Genomic DNA, 13153 nt, shown 5'->3' with positions numbered 1-13153 from the left:
CAGGTCGGCGGGCAGGCGGGCAGGGTGGAAGGCGTGGAGAGTTATTACCGGGCGGTGAGCAGCCGGGACTCGCGGTTCGACGGGCGGTTCTGGTTCGGGGTGACGTCGACGGGGATCTATTGCCGGCCGTCCTGTCCGGCGCGTACGCCGAAGTCGGAGAACGTGAAGTACTTCGTCAGTGCGGCCGCCGCGGCGCGCAACGGGTTCCGGGCGTGCCGGCGGTGTGCGCCGGACGCGGTGCCGGGGTCGCCGCAGTGGGACAACCGGGCCGATGTGACGGCGCGGGCGGTCCGGCTGATCGGGGACGGGGTGGTGGACCGGGGCGGGGTGCCGGAATTGGCGGCCCGGCTCGGGTACACCGAGCGGCACCTGAACCGGCTGCTCAGTGATGAGCTGGGGGCGGGGCCGCTGGCGCTGGCGCGGACCCAGCGGGCGCAGACGGCGAAGACCCTGATCACGAAGACGGGGCTGGGGCTGTCGGAGATCGCGTTCGCGGCGGGATTCGGCAGCATCAGGCAGTTCAACGACACCTTCCGGGAGGTGTACGGGTGCGCGCCCTCCACGCTGCGGCGCGAGGCGGCTCCGGTCGACGGGGTGCTGTCGCTGCGGCTGAGCTACCGCGCTCCGCTGCACGGCGAGGCGCTGTTCGGCTTCCTCGGGGCGCGCACGATCAGCGGGGTCGACGTCTACGAGGACGGGCGGTACAGCCGGTCGATGAGCCTGCCGCACGGCATGGCGACGGTCACGCTGTGGCCCGGCACTCCCGCGCCGCACGGTGGCGAGACGGGGGTGGGCTCGGGGTTCGTCGAGGCCGCGTTGCGGCTGGCGGACATGCGGGATCTGACGCCCGCGGTGGCGCGCTGCCGTCGGCTGCTGGACCTGGACGCCGACCCGGCCGCCGTGGACGCCGTGCTGGCCGCCGATCCGGCGCTGGCCACGGCCGTGGCCGCCGAGCCGGGGGTGCGGCTGCCGCGCAGCGTGGACGGGTTCGAGATGGCGGTGCGGGCCGTGGTGGGGCAGCAGATCAGCGTGGCGGGCGCGCGTACCGTGCTGGCCCGGCTCCTGCCACCCGCCGAGGCCGCGGCTGACCGGTCCGACCTGCCCACCAGGCTCTTTCCGACGCCGGAGGAGTTGCTGGCGCTGCCCGACGAGGCGTTCTCGATGCCCGCGTCCCGGCGGCGCACCCTGCGCGCGGTCGCCGAGGCGGTGCGCGACGGGCTGCGGCTGGACGCGGGCAGCGACCGGGCCGCGACCAGGGAGGCGCTGCTGGCGCTGCCCGGGGTGGGGCCATGGACCGCCGACTACATCGCGCTGCGGGCGCTGGGCGATCCCGACGTCCTGCTGACCACCGACCTGGGCACCCGGCGCGGCGCGAAGGCGCTCGGCCTGCCCGACGACCCCGTGGAACTGGCCCGGCACGCCGAACGCTGGCGGCCGTGGCGTTCGTACGCACAGATCCGACTCTGGAGAGCAGCATGATCACGATTGAGACCCCGGCCGGGCCGTTCACGATGACCGGTGACGGCACGGCCGTCACGGCGGCGGCCTTCGACACGACGCTGCCGTCCGTGTGGGCCGCGCCCGGTGAGGTGCCCGCCGCGGCGGTCGCCGCGGTGCGCGCGTACTTCGGCGGCGACCTGGCCGCACTGGACGGCGTGGCGGTCAGCCAGCACGGACCGGCCTACCTGGAGCAGTGCTGGGACATGCTGCGCACGCTGGACGGGCCGGTCTCGTACCGCCGCCTGGCGGAGCTGACGGGCCGCCCGGCGGCGGTGCGCGCGGCGGCGCAGGGCTGTGCCCGTAACCAGATCGCATTGATCGTGCCGTGCCACCGGGTGCTGCGCACCGACGGCAGCCTGGGCGGCTACCGCTGGGGGCTGGACGTCAAGCGGTGGCTGCTGGAGCACGAGTCGGCGCACCGCTGAGACCCGACTCACGCTGGTTCACGTATTTCCTACTAGCCCGATAGGAGTTATCGAGTTACGCTGTCCAGGTAATTGCTGAGTCGCTCGTGGAGGGTCCCGTGCCGCGAACGTTCCGATGTCGCAGTGGATTCGCACACCTGCCCACCCGACCCGCAACGACCAGGAGTTCCGATATGACAGTCATGCTCACCGAGCCCGCGTACACCGACACGCAGCTTCCGACCGTCCGCCGTGCCGCCGCCATCGCGGCCGACGGGGACGAACCCCTCACCGTGACGCTGACCCTCAAGCTGACCGGCCCCGACGCGGCGACCGCGGCGACCCGGCTGGTACACGCGCTGGCCGACGCCGAGCCGCTACGCGACACGGTCTGGGACGGCGAGATCGCGCCGCCCGAGCTGCCGGTGGCACCCCCGCTGCCGGAAAACCTCGTGCTCATCGATCCGACGAGCCGCACGGTGACCGTGCAGGGGCAGCCGGTGCGGTTCACCCGCCGCGAGTTCGAGCTGCTGTTCTTCCTGGTACGCCACACCGGCGCGGCGTTCACCCGGCTGCAGCTGATGCGGGCGGTCTGGGGGCACGAGTTCAGCGGCGAGCGCACCGTCGACGTGCACGTGCGCCGGGTGCGCGCCAAGCTCGGCGTGCACGGCACCGGCCTGGCCACCGTGCACGGCTTCGGCTACCGGCTGGAGCCGGGCAACGGGATCGGGCTGCGCCGGGCCGCCTGAGGCCGACCGCGCCGCGCCGCGCCCTGCCGCAGTAGGGTCTGTCGCCATGGCAGACGAGCAGAAGAACAGCGGCGCGGCCACCCCGGCCGCCGAGCCCGCCGACGACCTCAGCGTCACCCATCACGAGGTCGCCGGGCTGCGCTACACCGCCACCGCAGGACGCGTCGTGGTGCGCGCCGAGGGGCACACCGACGACGCGTTCGACGGACACCGGGCCAAGGCAGAGATGTTCATGGTCGCGTACACGCTGGACGGGGCCGACCCGGCCACCCGGCCGGTGGTGTTCGCCTTCAACGGCGGCCCCGGCTCGTCCAGCGTGTGGCTGCACCTGGGCGTGCTCGGGCCGCGCCGGGTCGTGATGGGCGACGCGGGCGCGCTGACCGGCCCGCCGTACGCGCTGGCCGACAACGCCGAGACGCTGCTGCGCCATGCCGACCTCGTCTTCATCGACCCCGTGTCGACCGGCTACTCCCGCGCGGTCAAGGGCGGCAAGAGCAAGGAGCACCACGGCTTCACCGGTGACGTGGAGAGCGTCGGCGAGCTGATTCGGCTGTGGACGTCCCGGCACGGCCGGTGGACGTCGCCGAAGTACCTGTGCGGCGAGTCGTACGGCACGCTGCGCGCCGCGGCGCTGGCCCACCACCTGCAGGACCGGCACGGCATGTGGCTCAACGGGCTGATGCTGATCTCCAGCGTGCTCAACATCGGCACCCTGGAGTTCCATCCGCACCTTGACCTGGCGTACCCGCTGTTCCTGCCGACGTACGCGGCGATCGCCCACTACCACGGGCTGCACGGCGACCGGCCGCTGCGCGAGGTGCTGGCCGAGGCCGAGGAGTTCGCCGACCGGTCCTACCCGTGGGCGCTGGCCCGGGGCGCGCGGCTGTCGGCGGCCGAGCGCACCGCGGCGGCCGGCACGCTGGCCCGGCTGACCGGCCTGGACCCCGACTACGTGGACCGCATCGACCTGCGCCCTGAGCACGTGCGCTTCTTCACCGAGCTGCTGCGCTCGCGCCGCCGTACGGTGGGCCGCCTGGACGGGCGCTTCCTCGGCTGGGACGCCGACTACGGGCGCGAGCAGTGGTCCAGCGACCCGTCCATGGACGCGATCATGGGGCCGTACACCGCGGCGATCAACCAGTACCTGGCCACGGACCTCGGCTACCGCAACGACCTGCCGTACAAGACGCTGACCGGGGACGTGCACCCGTGGTCGTTCAAGGAGTTCGAGGGGCAGCACGTCAACGTGGCCGACAAGCTCGCCGCCGCGATGCGCGCCAACCCGCACCTGCGGGTCCAGGTGGCCTGCGGCTACTTCGACGGCGCGACGCCCTACTACGCCTCCGAGCACACGTTCGCGCACCTGGAGATCCCCGCCGAGCTGCGCGGCAACATCGAGTTCAAGTACTACGAGGCCGGTCACATGATGTACGTGCACGAGCCGAGCCGCCTGGCTCAGGCTCAGCACCTGGCGGATTTCGTCACGGCCTGACCCCACCTGCCCGGCGCGGGCGGGCGAACGGCGCGGGAGCCGGTCGCACCGCCGTGCCGGGCGGGTGGAGCCCTGCAGGTCGGGTAAATCACCGGTTCGGATGATCCACATATGGCCGATCGCATCTAGGCTCGGTTCGCCGTGTCTATTGAGGAGCTTCAGTGTCGTCCGATTTCCGGGAGTTTCAGCAGATCTGGCAGCCCCGGATCTCCGCCGAGATCTATGCCTTCACCGGAGACCGCGACGCCTCGGCGGAGATAGCCCAGGAGGTGTTCAGCCTGGCGGGCAGCCGGTGGACCCGGCTGGAGCGCCAGGAGGACCCGATCCGCTGGGCCCGCCAGGAGGCGTGGCAGCGGGTCGACGAGCGCTGGCTCGGCACGTCGCGGCCCGGTGACGACGGCACCAGCCCCGCCATGGTCGCCGCGCTCTCCGTGCTCGACCCCGCGACCCGCCGTACGGTCGTGCTGCTGCTGGCCGACGTGCCCTCGCACGAGTACGTCGCGCTCGGCGCGACCGCCATCCCCGCCGCGCAGTGGGACGAGGCCCTGGAGCACCTGGCCAACTCGCTGCCCGGCCAGGACCCCGCCGCCCTGTTCGGGCAGCTGTGCACCGGCTGGGAGATCGCGGTGCCGCGCTCGCGGGCCGAGCCCCACCAGCCGAAACGGGCGTCGCACTCGCTCCCCGCCACGCGCCGGCCACGCCGTACCGGCGCGCTGGTCGCCGTCGGGGCGGTCGCCCTGCTGGTGGTCGGCGTCGTGGTGGTGACGAAGTGGACCGCCGAACCCGCCGGGGGCAGCGCCGCGCCGGAGGTCTCCGCCAGCGCCACCCCCGACATCGCGTGGCCCGAACCGTCCGCCTCGGAGGAACCGCTCCCGACACCGAGCGGCACGACCGCCCCGCCGAGCCCCGCGCCCAGCGCCTCCCGCGGCAGGCCGACGCCCACCCCGACGCGGGCGGGCACGACGCCGCGGCCGGGCAACCCGCCCGCCACCACGCCGTCCAAGTCCCCCACGCCTTCACCGTCTCCGGCCTGCGTGCCGTCGGTGAACGTCACGGCCGCCGACAGCGGCGGCACCGTCACGTTCACCGCCGAGGCGGTCGACGGCAAGCTGGAGTTCTGCGGCGGCCAGCGGGCCGTGTGGTGGGCCAGCTACACCCTGGTCGGCGACGTGCTGCAACTGGCGGGCCACGGCACGCAGAACCTGAACACGACCGCGCCGACCTGGTCGGCCTCGATCGATTTCACCGCGTGCGGCGGTGCCTGGTACTACGGCCGCAACGCGGTCAGCTTCCCTGACACCATCCCCGTAGCCGACCAGGGCAGCGCCTTCGGCGGCAACAGGCTCGGCGGCGGCGACAGCCCCTGCCCCTGACGCCCGGACACGAAGGAAGGGCACCTTCCACATCGCATACGCGATAAGAAGGTGCCCTTCCTTCGTACGGGTCAGGAGGAGGCCGCGGCGGCCTTCATGTCGCGCTTGAGTTCCTGGGGCAGCGAGAAGATCAGGCGCTCCTGCACCGTGACGACCTCCTCGACGTCGGCGAAGCCGAACTCGGCCAGGCGCACCAGCACCTCGGCGACCAGTTCCTCGGGGACGCTCGCGCCGGAGGACAGGCCGACCGTCGTCGCGCCCTCCAGCCAGGCCGGGTCGATCTCATGGGCGAAGTCGATCAGGTGGCCCTGGCGCGCACCCGCGTTCACGGCGACCTCGACCATGCGGACCGAGTTCGACGAGTTGCGCGAGCCGACCACCAGGATCACGTCGCACTCGGGAGCGATCTGCTTCATCACCTGCTGGCGGTTCTGCGTCGCGTAGCAGATGTCGTCGCTGGGCGGCGACTGCAGCAGCGGCAGCTTCTCCTTGAGCCGGGCCACGGTCTCCATGGTCTCGTCGACGCTGAGCGTGGTCTGCGACAGCCAGACGACCTTGCTCGGGTCGCGCACGGTCACCGCGTCCACACCCTCGGGGCCGTCGACGAGCTGGATGTGCTCGGGAGCCTCACCGGCCGTGCCGATGACCTCCTCGTGCCCCTCGTGCCCGATGAGCAGGATGTCGTAGTCCTCCGCCGCGAACCGCTTCGCCTCGTGGTGGACCTTGGTCACCAGCGGGCAGGTGGCGTCGATGGCCTTGAGGTTGCGCTCGCGCGCCTGGTCGTGCACCACCGGGGCGACGCCGTGCGCCGAGAAGATCACGGTGGAGCCCTCGGGGACCTCCTCGTTCTCCTCGACGAAGATGGCGCCCTTGGCCTGCAGGGTGGTGACGACGTGCTTGTTGTGCACGATCTCCTTGCGTACGTAGATGGGGGCGCCGTAGAGCTTCAGCGCCTCCTCCACGGTCTGCACGGCGCGGTCCACGCCGGCACAGTAACCACGGGGCTTGGCCAGCAGGACACGCTTGCGAGGAGTCTCGATCACCCGACCATCGTACCGTCGGCCTAAGGTGAGCCCTGTGACGGAGCAGAGCTCGGCGGAGCAGCCGTGGCCCGTAAGAGTGGTCAGCCAGAAGATCAATGCCTGGATCGGGCGACTGGGCTGGATCTGGGTTGACGGGCAGGTGGCACAGCTGTCCCGGCGACCGGGTTCGGCGACGGTCTTCCTCACCCTGCGCGACCCCTCAGCCGACCTGAGCCTGACCGTCACCGCCAGCCGGGACGTGCTCGACAGCGGCGCGCCGCAGCTCAGCGAGGGTGCGCGGGTGGTGCTGCACGCCAAGCCGGAGTGGTTCGCCCAGCGCGGCACGCTGAGCCTGCGGGCCGACGAGATCCGCCAGGTCGGCGTCGGCGAGCTGCTGGCCCGCCTGGAGCAGCTGAAGAAGCTGCTGCACGCCGAGGGGCTGTTCGACCCGCGCCGCAAGCGGCGGCTGCCGTTCCTGCCGCGCCGGATCGGCCTGATCACGGCACGTGCCAGCGCCGCCGAGCGCGACGTGCTCAGCAACGCGCGCCGCCGCTGGCCCGCCGTGGACTTCCGCGTGGTCAACGTCACCGTGCAGGGGCCGACGGCGGTCCCGTCGATCATCGGGGCGCTGCAGTCGCTGGACAACGACGAGAACGTGGACGTGATCATCATGGCTCGCGGCGGCGGGGCGGTCGAGGACCTGCTGCCGTTCAGCGACGAGGCGCTGTGCCGGGCGGTGTTCGCGTGCCGTACACCGGTGATCTCCGCGATCGGGCATGAACCGGACACTCCGCTGGTGGACTGGGTCGCTGATGTGCGGGCGTCGACGCCGACGGATGCCGCCAAACGGGTGGTCCCCGATCTGGGTGACGAGATTCGCCTGATCGAGCAGGCACGCGGACGGGTGAACCGGGCGATGCGGCACCGCGTCGAGCGTGAGCAGCAGCGCCTCGACAGCCTGCGCAGCAGGCCCGCGCTCGCGAAGCCATACCAGATGATCGAGAACCGGGCGACCGACGTGGCGGCGCTGCGCGACCGGGCCGCGCGGGCGCTGACCCACCGGGTGCACCGGGCCGAGGGCGACCTCACACACACCCTGGCCCGGCTCCGTGCACTGTCCCCCGCCGCGACGCTGACCAGGGGGTACGCCATCGTCCAGCGCGCCGACGGCCACGTCCTGCGCGCCGCTTCCGAGGCGTCGCCCGGCGACGTCCTGCGGGTACGCCTCGCCGAGGGCGAGCTGGCCGCCACCGTGACCACCACCGACGAGGAGAAGGCATGAGCAAGCGCACCGAGGCCGCGGCCCCCGCCGCCGAGGAACTGACCTACGAGCAGGCCCGCGGCGAACTCGCCGAGGTGGTGCAGAAGCTGGAGTCCGGCGGCGGCACCCTGGAGGAGTCCCTGGCCCTCTGGGAGCGCGGCGAACACCTCGCCGCCGTCTGCCAGCGCTGGCTCGACGGCGCCAAAGCCAAACTCGACGCCGCCTCCTCCTGACCCACCCCACATCACGCCACCGCGCCCACACCACCGCCACGCGCGCCGTCGCGCCACCGCGCGCCGCCACGCCGCCACGCGGCGGCGCCTCCTCGGTCGCAACTCTTAAAGAGTCGCGGCCACAGACGCTCCCTAAGCCGCGACTCCTTAAGAGTTGCGGCAGGTGGGCGGGCCCGACGCGAGCGGCGGGTGGGCGGGTGGTGGGCGGGTGCGGCGTGAGTGTGGGCAGGGGTGAGGGGTCGGTGGGGGTGGCCTGGTGGGTTAGGTGCGGGAGGCGATGCGGACGGCGAGGAGGGTTAGGGCGGCGCCGGCGAGGGTGAGCAGGTCGGGGCGGCCGGCGGGGCCGGGGATGACGGCGTCGATGGCGAGGGCGCCGAGGATCTGGCCGGCGATCATGCCCAGGCCGAGCAGGAGTACGCCGATGCGGTGTACGACGGCGGCCGAGATCGCGATGAACACGATGCCGAGCGGGCCGCCGACGTAGAGCCAGGGCTCGGCGGGGAACGTGCCGGGCGGGCCGCCGCCGCGGATCGCCGACTCGATGCCGAGCGCGACCAGCAGCGCGACCGAGCCGACCGCGAAGTTCAGCAGGGTCGCGGGCCACGGGGAGCGGGCGGCCAGCGCCACCCGGCCGTTGACGGCCTGCTGCCAGGCCACGCCGATCCCGGCCAGCAGCGGCAGCGCCGCGAAGCCGAGCGAGCGCGGGTCGCCGAAGCTGCCGCCGACCGCGATGACCACGGCGACCACGCACAGCAGCGCGCCGAACGCGCGGTTGCGGGTGATCAGGCGCGGGCCGCCGGGGCCGATCCCGAGCCGGTCCATGGCCAGGCTCGACGCGGACTGCCCGGCGACCAGCGCCACGATGAAGATCGAGACGCCGAGCCAGGGCACGGTGAGGCCCTGGGTGGTGACCAGGAACGCGCCGCAGGCTCCGCCGACGCACTGCCACCAGCGCAGCCCGCCGTCCCGGACGGCGGTGGCGATGGCGCGTACGCCCCGGTGCATCCACGGCAGGGCCAGCAGCAGCACGGCCAGGCCGACGCCGAACGAGACCGTGGCGGCGGCGATGCCGTCGCCGAGCTGGTGGCCGAGTTCGCCGTTGATGCGGGACTGCAGGGCCAGGCAGCTGCCGCCGAGCACGGCCAGCGCGACACCGACGGCCCGGCCGGGCCCGAAGGTCACGGCCGGACCTCGGAGTACGTGCTCACGCGAAGTCGACCACCGAGTAGCCGGCGAGCTTCTCCAGGCGGTGGTACGAGTCGATGACGCGGATGGTGCCCGACTTCGACCGCATGACGATCGACTGGGTGTACGCCCCGTTGTCGCGGTAGCGCACGCCGCGCAGCAGGTCGCCGGAGGTGACACCGGTCGCCACGAAGAACACGTTCTCGCCGGTGACCAGGTCGTCGTTGGTGAGCACCCGGTCCAGGTCGTGTCCGGCGGCGACGGCCCGCTCCCGCTCGGCGTCGTCGGTCGGCCACAGCCGGGCCTGCATCGCGCCGCCGAGGCACTTGAGCGCGCACGCGGCGGTGATGCCCTCGGGCGTGCCGCCGATGCCCATCAGCACGTCGACCTCGGAGTTCTCCCGCGCGGCGTAGATCGCCCCGGCGATGTCGCCGTCGGAGATGAAGTTGATCCGGGCGCCCGCGTCGCGTACCTCGCGGATCAGGTCGGCGTGCCGGGGCCGGTCGAGGATGCAGACGGTCAGGTCGGACACGCGTACCCGCTTGGCCTTGGCGATGCGGCGCAGGTTCTCGGTCCAGCCGGCGGTGATGTCGATGACGTCGGCCGCCTCGGGGCCCACGACCAGCTTCTCCATGTAGAAGACGGCGCTGGGGTCGAACATCGCGCCGCGCTCGGCGACGGCCAGCACGGCCAGCGCGTTCGGCATGCCCTTACTCATCAGCGTGGTGCCGTCGATCGGGTCCACCGCGACGTCGACCTCGGGGCCGCTGCCGTCGCCGACCCGCTCGCCGTTGAACAGCATCGGGGCGTTGTCCTTCTCGCCCTCGCCGATGACCACGGTGCCCGCCATCGGCAGCGAGTTGATCAGCTTGCGCATGGCGTCGACGGCCGCACCGTCGCCGCCCTCCTTGTCGCCCCGGCCGACCCAGCGGCCCGCGGCCATGGCCGCCGCCTCGGTCACCCGGACGAGATCGAGTGCCAGGTTCCGGTCGAGATCCTGCGGAGTACGGGTGGCCATGCTGCTCCTCCTACGATCGGCTGAACTGATCCTGTCATGCCCCGGCCTGAACGTACGTTCGGGATGTTGCGATCAGGTGACCTCGTGACGGTGTGACCTGTGACATCGGTCAAGATGGGGGGGTGAGCAGCGTGGAGACCGAGCAGACCGAGCAGGCGTCCGTGCCCGCGTCGGGTGGCCGCACCCCCAGGGACATGGCCCTGTCCCTCGGCATCCTGCTGGTCCCGGTGCTGCTGATCGTCCTGGGCTACCGGCTGTTCTACGGCTGGGACACCGCCGTGACGGTCGATCCGGCGAACGCGATCGCCAGCGCCGGGCGGGCCTCGTTCGCCCCGCTGCCGCTGGCCGCCCCGGACGGGTGGCAGACCGTGACGGCGAAGTGGGAGCCGGGCGTGCTGCGCATCGGCTACCTCGACCCCGACAACAACGGCGCCCGGCTGGTGCAGTCCCGCACCGCACTGGACGCCCTGGTCAAGGACGAGCTGGACGGCAAGGCCCAGCCGGACGGCGAGACCGTGGTGGGCACCGTGACCTGGCAGCGCTTCCGCGCGCCGGACGAGCAGACCGTGCTGGCCCGCACCGCCGGCAACACCACCACGCTCCTGGTCGGCCAGGGCGCCGACCTCACCGGGCTGGCCGCGGCCATCACCCCCCGCTGACGGGGTACCGCCCGAGCAGTCGGCCGGACGGCGATCCGGCGGAACACCTCTGTCGGATTTCCCTCACCATTTATGCCGCGCCGGGCGAGCCGGGACCAGACGATCCGGGGACCCCCTCCGCCGTACAGGTGGACGCCGGGGGTATTTGTTAACGACTACGGTGATACCCGCCCGCCGCGCCGTCGCGAGACGCTCTCGTGCCGCGCGGGCCACGACCCCGCACGGGCCCGCTCTGCGCCGCGAAGCCACGAGGACATCACCATGACTGCTCACCCTTCCCCGGAACCTTCGCGCGCCCGGCGCCGGGCCCTGTCGGGCAGGCGACCCGCCGGCCGTCGCGGCAACCGGGCCGACGCGGCGATCGCCGCCGGGCTGGCCGTGTTCGCGCTGGTCACCTGCGCGGCCGCGGCACACCGGCCGTCGCTGTCCAGGGACGAGGCCACCGCGGTCGCCGCCGACCTGCGGGCGCTGTACGAGCGCATCCAGGGCACCCCCGCGCAGCGCACCGCCGCACTGGTGATCGCCCACGTGGCCCGCGAGGAGCCGGTGCGCGAGTGCATGAAGTCGTCGGGCTTCAAGTACACGCTCGCGCCGTTCGCCGAGCCGTTCACCGACGGTTCGCGCCTGCTGCTGCCGACCGAGGTGTCCGCCGTCGTCGACCCCGGCGCGCAGGACGCCCTCACGCTGATCCCGCAGACGGTCGCCGAGGAGCCCGTCGCGGCGGAGCGGCCGAGGGACCCGTCCTACAAGCGGCTGTCGGCGGCCAAGAAGCGGCTCTACGACGACAGCGTGCTGATGTGCGAGCCGCCGATCGAGGGCCAGCCCGAGGTGGGTACGCCGGCCGTCAGCGGTGACCTGGACGCCGAGTTCCTCGACATGCTGCGCCGGATCGGCGGCGACCTCGACATCGCGTCGCGGATGGAGTTCTACTCGTCCTGCATGGGCAAGCTCGGCTACCGCGTGCACACCGTCGGTGAGCTGTACGCGGCGGTGAGCGCGAAGTTCGCCGACGACCAGGGTGTGCCGCTGCGGCCCGAGTCGTCGCTGATGCCGCACGCGCAGGCGTACCAGCAGGACGCGGTCAAGGCCGACGCCACCTGCCGCACCCCGGCCTGGTCCGGCGCGATGAGCCTCGCCCAGGGCGAGCTGGCGGCGTTCACCGAGGACCACGCCGACCAGCTGGCCGAGCTGGACGCCGCGTGGGCGGCGCTGGAGGCTCGTGCCACGGAGGCCCGCGCGAAACTGGCGTGAAAACGATCAGGGGCGGGTGAGCACCCCGCCCCTGATCGTTCACGTGCATCAGGCGTCGCGGTAGGACGCGGCAGTGGCGGCGAGGGTGTCGTCCAGGGGCGTCGGCTTGAGGCCGAACACCTGCTCGGTGTGCGAGCTGTCCATCGTGAACGGTGCGGCGAACTGGTAGTGCGTGGTCCGCATCTCCTTGAGCATGGTCGAGAACAGGCCCGCCGCCCACAGCACCGCGTACGGCACCCGGCGCACTCTGGCGGTGGGCAGGCCGATCAGCTCGTTGGCCCGCTGCGCGGCCTGGCGGATCGAGACCGGGGGCGGCGTGGGCACCAGCCAGGCCTGGCCCCAGGCCCGCTCGTCGGTGGCGAGCGCGACCAGGGTGCGGGCCACGTCGTCGATCGCGGTCCAGCTGTGTGGGGCGTCCGGGTCGCCCATGACGTACGCCGTGCCGCCCTTCGCGGTGCGCGACAGCGCCATCTCGTTCAGCACCCCGTAGGAGCCCGGACCGGCGAAGTCGCTGGCCCGTGCCTCGACGGCGCGCAGCCGCCCGGCCCGGTGCGCGGTCAGCGCGTCCTGCCACATCCGCACCCGCAGGGCGAGCTTCGGGTGGGTCGCGGCCAGCGGGGTGTCGTGGGTGATCGGGCCGGTGACGGGGCCGTAGCCGTACAGGTTGCTCATGGTGACCAGGACCGCGCCGGACGTCTCGGCGGCGTGCAGCAGCGCGGCGGCCAGCGGCGGCCAGTCGGTCAGCCAGCGGTGATAGGCCGGGTTGGCGCAGTTGTAGAGGGCTGTCGCGCCCGTGGTCAGGGCGGCGAGGCGGGCCGCGTCGGTGGCGTCGGCGGTCACCAGTTCGATACCGGGGGCCTGCGGGCCGGTGCCCCGGCGGGTGATGACCCGGACCTGCTCGCCGCGCTCGGCCAGCAGCAGTGCGGTGGCGGATCCGACGGGTCCCGCGCCGACGATGACGTGCATGTCCATCTCCCCAGATCTGTGATTCATTTCGAGAGCAGTG

Annotated in this window: 13 protein-coding genes; 9 read left to right on the top strand and 4 right to left on the bottom strand. The window is 72.7% G+C overall.

All coding sequences use genetic code 11. From position 1 onward, the window contains the following. The first annotated feature begins 33 nt into the window (after positions 1–33). The 5 genes from HAV40_RS15720 to HAV40_RS15700 all read left to right on the top strand — a co-directional run bounded on the left by HAV40_RS15720 (position 34) and on the right by HAV40_RS15700 (position 5518). Entirely contained in the window at positions 34–1479 is a 1446-nt protein-coding gene (locus tag HAV40_RS15720; RefSeq protein ID WP_239086529.1) for a DNA-3-methyladenine glycosylase 2 family protein, read from the top strand. Next, positions 1476–1925: a methylated-DNA--[protein]-cysteine S-methyltransferase gene (locus HAV40_RS15715; protein WP_166381781.1), complete on the top strand. Its 450-nt coding sequence runs from the start codon at positions 1476–1478 to the stop codon at positions 1923–1925. The genes HAV40_RS15720 and HAV40_RS15715 overlap by 4 nt, the downstream gene beginning before the upstream one ends. 173 nt (positions 1926–2098) lie before the next feature. After that, positions 2099–2653, top strand: coding sequence for a winged helix-turn-helix domain-containing protein (locus HAV40_RS15710; protein ID WP_166381779.1), 555 nt, complete (start codon positions 2099–2101; stop codon positions 2651–2653). A 46-nt stretch (positions 2654–2699) separates the two neighbouring features. Then, entirely contained in the window at positions 2700–4145 is a 1446-nt protein-coding gene (locus HAV40_RS15705; RefSeq protein WP_166381777.1) for a S10 family peptidase, read from the top strand. A 161-nt stretch (positions 4146–4306) separates the two neighbouring features. After that, complete coding sequence (locus HAV40_RS15700) at positions 4307–5518, top strand: SigE family RNA polymerase sigma factor (RefSeq protein ID WP_166381775.1); 1212 nt, start codon at positions 4307–4309, stop codon at positions 5516–5518. Between the two features lie 71 nt (positions 5519–5589). On the opposite strand, the gene HAV40_RS15695 is transcribed toward HAV40_RS15700, so the two are convergent. Further along, on the bottom strand, positions 5590–6561 hold the full coding sequence (locus HAV40_RS15695; RefSeq protein ID WP_239086530.1) for a 4-hydroxy-3-methylbut-2-enyl diphosphate reductase: 972 nt from the start codon (positions 6559–6561) through the stop codon (positions 5590–5592). Between the two features lie 34 nt (positions 6562–6595). On the opposite strand from HAV40_RS15695, the gene xseA reads away from it, so the two are divergent. After that, positions 6596–7822, top strand: a complete 1227-nt coding sequence (xseA, locus tag HAV40_RS15690) for an exodeoxyribonuclease VII large subunit (protein ID WP_239086535.1) — start codon at positions 6596–6598, stop codon at positions 7820–7822. Then, positions 7819–8034 carry an exodeoxyribonuclease VII small subunit gene (locus HAV40_RS15685; RefSeq protein ID WP_166381769.1) on the top strand — a complete coding sequence of 72 codons (216 nt, stop codon included), beginning with the start codon at positions 7819–7821 and terminating at the stop codon, positions 8032–8034. The genes xseA and HAV40_RS15685 overlap by 4 nt, the downstream gene beginning before the upstream one ends. Positions 8035–8295: 261 nt before the next feature. Here HAV40_RS15685 and HAV40_RS15680 read toward each other — a convergent pair whose 3' ends face one another. Beyond that, positions 8296–9216: a DMT family transporter gene (locus tag HAV40_RS15680; protein WP_166381767.1), complete on the bottom strand. Its 921-nt coding sequence runs from the start codon at positions 9214–9216 to the stop codon at positions 8296–8298. Positions 9217–9238: 22 nt separating this feature from the next. Next, entirely contained in the window at positions 9239–10237 is a 999-nt protein-coding gene (gene glpX / locus HAV40_RS15675) for a class II fructose-bisphosphatase (protein WP_166381765.1), read from the bottom strand. Between the two features lie 122 nt (positions 10238–10359). On the opposite strand from glpX, the gene HAV40_RS15670 reads away from it, so the two are divergent. Further along, positions 10360–10896, top strand: a complete 537-nt coding sequence (locus HAV40_RS15670; RefSeq protein WP_166381763.1) for a DUF4245 family protein — start codon at positions 10360–10362, stop codon at positions 10894–10896. A gap of 261 nt (positions 10897–11157) precedes the next feature. Next, positions 11158–12147, top strand: a complete 990-nt coding sequence (locus HAV40_RS15665; RefSeq protein ID WP_166381761.1) for a hypothetical protein — start codon at positions 11158–11160, stop codon at positions 12145–12147. 48 nt (positions 12148–12195) lie between these two features. Here the strand turns inward: HAV40_RS15665 and HAV40_RS15660 are convergent, their stop codons facing one another. Further along, the gene (locus tag HAV40_RS15660) at positions 12196–13119 is read right to left on the bottom strand and encodes an NAD-dependent epimerase/dehydratase family protein (protein ID WP_166382022.1); all 924 of its coding nucleotides are present in this window, start codon (positions 13117–13119) and stop codon (positions 12196–12198) included. Positions 13120–13153 lie beyond the last annotated feature (34 nt).

It is taken from the genome of Catellatospora methionotrophica, from assembly GCF_011297335.1.
GTDB lineage: Bacteria > Actinomycetota > Actinomycetes > Mycobacteriales > Micromonosporaceae > Catellatospora > Catellatospora methionotrophica.
The sequence above is the reverse complement of the archived record's forward strand: the minus strand, read 5'-3'. Positions and strand labels throughout refer to the sequence as shown.

Bases quoted from the DNA above. Each gene is read 5' to 3' on its own strand.
- HAV40_RS15665 (WP_166381761.1), top strand. From the start codon at position 11,158: ATGACTGCTCACCCTTCCCCGGAACCTTCGCGCGCCCGGCGCCGGGCC.
- HAV40_RS15715 (WP_166381781.1), top strand. From the start codon at position 1,476: ATGATCACGATTGAGACCCCGGCCGGGCCGTTCACGATGACCGGTGAC.
- HAV40_RS15705 (WP_166381777.1), top strand. From the start codon at position 2,700: ATGGCAGACGAGCAGAAGAACAGCGGCGCGGCCACCCCGGCCGCCGAG.
- HAV40_RS15710 (WP_166381779.1), top strand. From the start codon at position 2,099: ATGACAGTCATGCTCACCGAGCCCGCGTACACCGACACGCAGCTTCCG.
- HAV40_RS15660 (WP_166382022.1), bottom strand. From the start codon at position 13,119: ATGGACATGCACGTCATCGTCGGCGCGGGACCCGTCGGATCCGCCACC.
- glpX (WP_166381765.1), bottom strand. From the start codon at position 10,237: ATGGCCACCCGTACTCCGCAGGATCTCGACCGGAACCTGGCACTCGAT.
- HAV40_RS15685 (WP_166381769.1), top strand. From the start codon at position 7,819: ATGAGCAAGCGCACCGAGGCCGCGGCCCCCGCCGCCGAGGAACTGACC.